This window comes from Flavobacterium sp. (assembly GCF_035760125.1).
Taxonomy (GTDB): Bacteria; Bacteroidota; Bacteroidia; order Flavobacteriales; family Flavobacteriaceae; genus Flavobacterium.
The window spans coordinates 1-6,195 of the sequence record NZ_DASTTN010000098.1; the positions used below are offsets into that span (position 1 = coordinate 1).

4 protein-coding genes are annotated in these 6,195 nt (G+C 37.7%); 3 read left to right on the forward strand and 1 reads right to left on the reverse strand.

Annotated features, from left to right (window positions below):
* Positions 1-2,455: alpha-2-macroglobulin family protein (locus VFS71_RS03950; protein ID WP_326399502.1), on the forward strand; the 2,455-nt coding region annotated here is incomplete at its 5' end.
* 25 nt (positions 2,456-2,480) lie between these two features.
* Entirely contained in the window at positions 2,481-4,856 is a 2,376-nt protein-coding gene (pbpC, locus tag VFS71_RS03955; RefSeq protein WP_326399503.1) for a penicillin-binding protein 1C, read from the forward strand.
* Between the two features lie 5 nt (positions 4,857-4,861).
* Here the strand turns inward: pbpC and VFS71_RS03960 are convergent, their stop codons facing one another.
* A complete protein-coding gene (locus VFS71_RS03960; RefSeq protein ID WP_326399504.1) occupies positions 4,862-5,695 on the reverse strand; it encodes an AraC family transcriptional regulator in 834 nt (277 codons plus the stop codon).
* A 92-nt stretch (positions 5,696-5,787) separates the two neighbouring features.
* On the opposite strand from VFS71_RS03960, the gene VFS71_RS03965 reads away from it, so the two are divergent.
* Positions 5,788-6,195 (forward strand): MFS transporter (locus tag VFS71_RS03965; protein ID WP_326399505.1); only part of this gene is annotated, 408 nt, incomplete at its 3' end.

Sequence of the window (6,195 nt, forward strand, 5' to 3'; positions counted from 1 at the left end):
GAAGACCCAAAAGGGAGAAACCAAAGTGACTATTCCGATTACAGCTTCTATGGCACCAAACGTGTATTTTAATATTACATTGTTGCAACCGCACGCATCAACTAAGAACGATTTGCCAATCCGAATGTACGGAATTGTGCCAATTGAAGTGGTTGACAAAAATACGATTCTAGCTCCCAAATTGGTGATGCCAGACGTGTTGCGACCGGAACAGTCATTTGCGATAAAAGTGAGTGAGCAATCTGGAAAGGAAATGACTTATACGATAGCTATTGTTGATGAAGGATTGTTGGATTTAACACGTTTTAAAGCGCCAAATGCGTGGGACAGTTTTTATGTTCGCGAAGCTTTGGGCGTGAAAACTTGGGATATTTATGATGATGTGATTGGGGCGTATGGTGGAAAAGTGAATCAGATTTTTAGTATTGGAGGTGACCAGGATTTAGGTGGAGGTAAAGCCAAAAAAGCCAACCGATTCAAACCTGTTGTGATTTATATGGGACCTTTTAAATTGGAGAAAGGACAAACTAAAACGCATCAGGTAAAATTACCGAAATATATTGGTTCTGTAAAAACTATGATTGTGGCTGGCGATGCGACAACGAGTGCTTATGGAAGTGTAGAAAAAGCAACTCCTGTCCGTAGTCCTCTGATGGTCTTGGCTTCGTTGCCTAGAAAAATTTCTCCATCTGAGAAAGTAACTATTCCGGTTACTGTTTTTGCAATGGAAAAAAACATCAAAAATGTTACGGTTCAAATTAAAACTAATAACGGATTAAAGGTTCTTGGCGGTGCTACTCAAAAATTATCGTTCGCGCAGCCTGATGAAAAAATGGCTTATTTCAATTTGGCCGTTGGTTCTGTAACCGGAATTGGAAAAGTGCAGATTGTGGCAACTTCGGGTAAGGAAAAATCAGTGTATGATGTGGAAATCGATATGACCAATCCGAATCCGGTTACCAATACGTTTACCGACGTGGTTTTGGAACCCAACAGTTCTAAAACTATTTCGTGGAAAACATTTGGTGTTTCGGGAAGCAATAAGGCAAAATTGGAAATTTCATCAATGCCAACCATTAATTTAAATGGGCGATTACAGTATTTGATTCAATATCCGCACGGTTGTGTTGAGCAAACGACTTCGTCTGTTTTTCCTCAATTGTATCTGAATGATATTGCCGATTTGGATGCCAATCTTAAAGATTTGATTCAGAAAAATGTTACCGCAGGAATTACCCGACTCGGAGGTTTTCAATTGTCGAACGGAGGAATAACGTATTGGCAAGGTGGAACCATTGCTGACGATTGGGGTACTTCGTATGCCGGGCATTTTATGATTGAAGCAGAGAAAAAAGGATACTTTTTGCCTATCAACTTTAAGTCAAAATGGATTTCGTACCAACAAAAAGAAGCCAAACAGTGGCGATTTATGCCGAGTTACGGAAATGATTTTGCGCAATCCTATCGCTTATACACTTTGGCCTTGGCAGGAGTTCCCGATTTGTCTTCAATGAACAGATTGCGTGAGACGAAAGGAATTTCAAACGAAAGTAAATTGCGTTTGGCTACTGCTTATGTATTGGCTGGGCAAAAATCAGCTGGTTTGGCTTTGTTTCTGGACAGTAAAGTTGATGAAGATTCGAATTACAATTATTACTATTATGGATCCAGCGACAGAAATCGTGCAATGGCTTTGGAAACGATGTTGTTACTTGGGCAAAAGCAAAAGGCATTTGCAATGGCAATAAAACTGGCAAAACAAATGTCAAGCGACCAATGGATGAGCACGCAAACTACAGCCTATTGTTTGTATGCAATGACTAAGTTTTCGGTAAGTAACGGTGCCAAAGGAATCGATGTTCAGTTTAGTAAAGACGGAAAAACGCAGGCAATTAAAACTATGAAAACAATCGCCGACAGAAGTTTGGTTGTCAAAATGGGTTCGAATAGCGTGACTTTAAAAAACAATAGAAAGAACAGATTATTTATTCGAGTTTTGAATACGGGGATTCTTCCTATTGGACAAGAAAATGCTGTCCAAAGTAATGTTTCGGCTTCCATTGTTTTCAAAAACAGAAAAGGTGAAGTTATTAATGTTTCTAAAATCAATCAAGGGACTGAGTTTGTTGCTGAAGTAACCGTTAGAAACCAAAAAAATGAACATGTAGAAAATGTGGCGTTATCACAGATTTTACCTTCCGGTTTCGAAATCGTTAATACCCGTTTCACGGATTATGGCGATGCGACCAATAATATTGCCGATTATATTGACATCCGCGATGACCGAACCAATTTTTATTTTGGATTGAAAGCCGGAGAAATAAAAACTTTTAGAATATTACTGAATGCTTCTTATTTAGGAACGTATTATTTTCCGGGACTACAATGCGAAGCAATGTATGACAATACGTTTTTGGCAAGAACCAAAGGGTTTTGGGTTCAAGTGGTGAAATAAGGAAAGAATACAAACAAAATTCACTTTGAAAAATAAACTAATTGCGTTCCTACAACGCATGATCAATTGGATAAAGCAGCATAAAATAAAATCATCAATAGCATTTTTGCTGTTGGTGGTTTATTGTTTTTCGTTACCAAGAACTTTATTTCATGAACCCTATTCTACTGTGATTGAAAGTAAAGAAGGAGAATTGCTTGGCGCCAAAATTGCTCTTGACGGACAATGGCGATTTCCAGCACAAGACAGCGTTCCTGACAAATTCAAGAAATGTATCGTCTATTTTGAAGATGAATATTTCTATAAACATCCCGGATTCAATCCAGCGGCAATGTTCAATGCTTTTCAACAAAACAGGAAAGCGGGAAAAGTTGTTCGTGGGGGAAGCACCTTGACCCAACAAGTTATTCGGTTATCCAGAAATGGGAAAGGAAGAACTTATTTTGAAAAAATAATCGAACTCATTCTTGCCACGAGATTAGAGTTGGGGTATTCTAAAAACGAAATTTTAGAATTATATGCCGCTCACGCACCTTTTGGAGGGAATGTAGTGGGATTGGAGATGGCTTCTTGGCGGTATTTTGGCGTGCAATCCCATCAATTGTCTTGGGCAGAAAGTGCTACTTTGGCCGTTTTGCCGAATGCGCCAAGTCTGATTTATCCGGGAAAAAACCAAATTAAACTATTGAATAAACGCAATCGACTTTTATTGAAACTCAATCAAGAGGGTGTAATTGATAAACAGACCTATGAACTTTCGATAGACGAACCATTGCCTCAAAAACCGTATGAGTTGCCTCAAATAGCACCTCATTTATTGCAGCGTGTAGCAAAGAACCAAGAAGGAACTCGGGTGAAAACGACAATAGAAATTGGTTTACAAAACAGAGTCAATCAAATTGCCAAATATTATTACAACCAATACAAGCAAAATGAAGTTCATAATTTAGCTATTTTGGTCATAGATGTGTCTAACAGAAAAGTGTTGAGTTATGTAGGCAATTCGCCTACGGATATTAATCATCAAAAAGATGTAGATATTATTGATGCACCAAGGAGCACGGGAAGTATTCTGAAACCGCTTTTGTATGCCGCTATGCTCGACGATGGCGAGTTATTGCCGAATACACTAGTGGCGGATATTCCAACGCAGATTTCAGGCTACACGCCTCAAAATTTCAACTTGACATTTGACGGAGCAGTTCCTGCGCATAGGGCGTTGTCACGTTCCTTGAATATTCCGGCTGTATTGATGCTGCAGGATTTTGGAGTGAATAAATTTTACGAAGAATTACAACGATTCAAATTGCGGGATATTTCAAAGCCTCCAGACCATTACGGTTTATCGCTTATTTTGGGTGGAGCCGAAAGCAATTTATGGGATTTGTGCCGAACCTATGCAGGTTTGTCCTCAACTTTGAATTATTTTAATAAAAATCAAGGAAAATACAGAACCAATGAATTTGCCGAATTAAATTATGATGATAATTTTCAAGTTGATTTTGGCGATGAAACCAAGCAAAAGAACATTTTGGGAGCAGGTTCAATATGGCAGACTTATAATGCAATGGAACAAGTAAATCGTCCAGAAGGAGATGAAGCCTGGAAGTTTTATGACAGTTCGCTGAAAATTGCTTGGAAAACCGGAACAAGTTTTGGAAACCGTGATGCTTGGGCGATAGGAACCAATGCCAGATATGTTGTAGGCATATGGGTTGGCAATGCAACAGGCGAGGGTAGACCTACATTGACAGGAGTTACCAGCGCGGCACCTATTTTATTCGATGTTTTTAATTTGTTGCCAAGACAGAGGTGGTTCGATACGCCGTATAAAGATTTAGAGGAAGTTGAGGTCTGCAGTTTGAGCGGGTATTTAGCCAAAGAAGGATGCCCTGTAATAAAGCAACTCGTTCCCAAAAAAGGGAAAAACACTTCTGTTTGCCCCTATCACAAAACGGTGCATTTGGATAAAGCACAGCAATTTCAAGTCAACAGCAGTTGCGAGAGCATAGGTAATATAGTGACTAAAAATTGGTTTGTGTTGCCTCCAGTAATGGCTTGGTATTACAAAAGCCAGCATATAGAGTATTTGCCATTACCACCGTTCCGGAATGATTGTATGGGGACACAAACGGCAACGATGGATTTTATTTATCCAAAAACCAATAGCAAAATCTATCTCACCAAAAATTTCAACAGTGAAGTGCAGCCTGTTATTCTAAAAGTGGCCCATTCCCAAAGAGAAAGCAAGCTGTTTTGGTACGTGGACAATGTGTACAAAGGGACAACCAAAACCTTTCATGAAATGCCTATTTCGGCCACGACGGGATTTCATTACATCACGGTTGTTGATGAATTCGGAAACGAAATTCGAAGAAAAATTGAGATTGTGAAGGAGTAACTATGTTATAATTTCTTTACAGCACTAGGTTTCATGTTTCTTTGTTTTTTGAAGTAATTGGAAAGATGACTTTCATCGGTGAAACCAAATTCATAGGCAATTTGCTTCATTGATAATTGCTTGTTCAGAATTCTTTTCTCGATTAATTGAACTCTCAGTTTGTTGCTGTAGTCTCTGTAGCTTATTGAAAAATTTCGCTTGAAATAAGTTCCAAAATAACTTTGCGAAATATTAAAATGATCTGCAATAGTTTTAATTTGAACCAGTTTTGGTCTGTAAATATTCTGATGAATATAAGAGATTATTTGGTCGTTGTCTATTCCAGAGCCTGTGATTTTTATATTTTGCTGTTGCAGGCTTTCTTTTATCAATCCAAAAATGGATAAGATTTGATAGAATGCTATTGGTGAAGTAGAAATATTGGCTTTGCAATTGTAACTTCTTATGTTATCAATGGTGTTTTTTAATATGCTTGCGCAAGTTTTATCAAGTTTTAATACATTTTCTTTGAGTGATTTATCACGCATGATATTCTCGGGAGTATTGAGTAGAAATTCATCGCAGGACAATTTTTTATTCGAATTAAAATAGGTATCTGTGAATTTTATAAAGAAAAAGCGGGTTCTTTTTTTTATGTCAAAATAGTGCTCATCGTCGGTTGAGATTACAAACAAATCTCCAGATTGATACGGAAGCAAGTTGTTATTTAACTGATGGATTCCATTTCCTTTAATGATGTAAATGATCTCGTAATAGGTGTGACTATGCGTAGGAAGATGATATTTGTCTTCCTCAAATTCATCAATCACTAAAGTGTCAAATTGATTTAATTTTTTCATAGCCTATAGTTGCAAGTTTATGTCGTAAAATTACAATTTATTTGAGGTTTTTGTATCTAAATTTGCAAAAGACAAAATTACTATAAAAAGATATGAGAAAAAGCTTGATTTCACTCTCTTTGGGAGGTTTAACGATAGGAATTACGGAGTTTGTGATGATGGGGATTTTACCTGATGTTGCTTCAGATTTAAAAGTTAGTATTCCAATTGCAGGATACTTAATTTCGGCTTATGCGCTAGGCGTAGTCATTGGTGCACCTTTGTTGGTTATCATGGCTCGAAATTACCCACCGAAGAAAACTCTTTTAATTTTGGCTGCTATGCTCGCTTTCTTTAATTCTTTATCTATAATTGTACCAAATTACGAATTCTTTTTTTTAACTCGATTGTTATCTGGATTGCCTCATGGTGCTTTTTTTGGCGTAGGAGCTGTAGTAGCTAGTCGTCTTGCCGATAAGGGAAAAGAAGCTCAAGCGATATCTATTATGTTTGCTGGATTA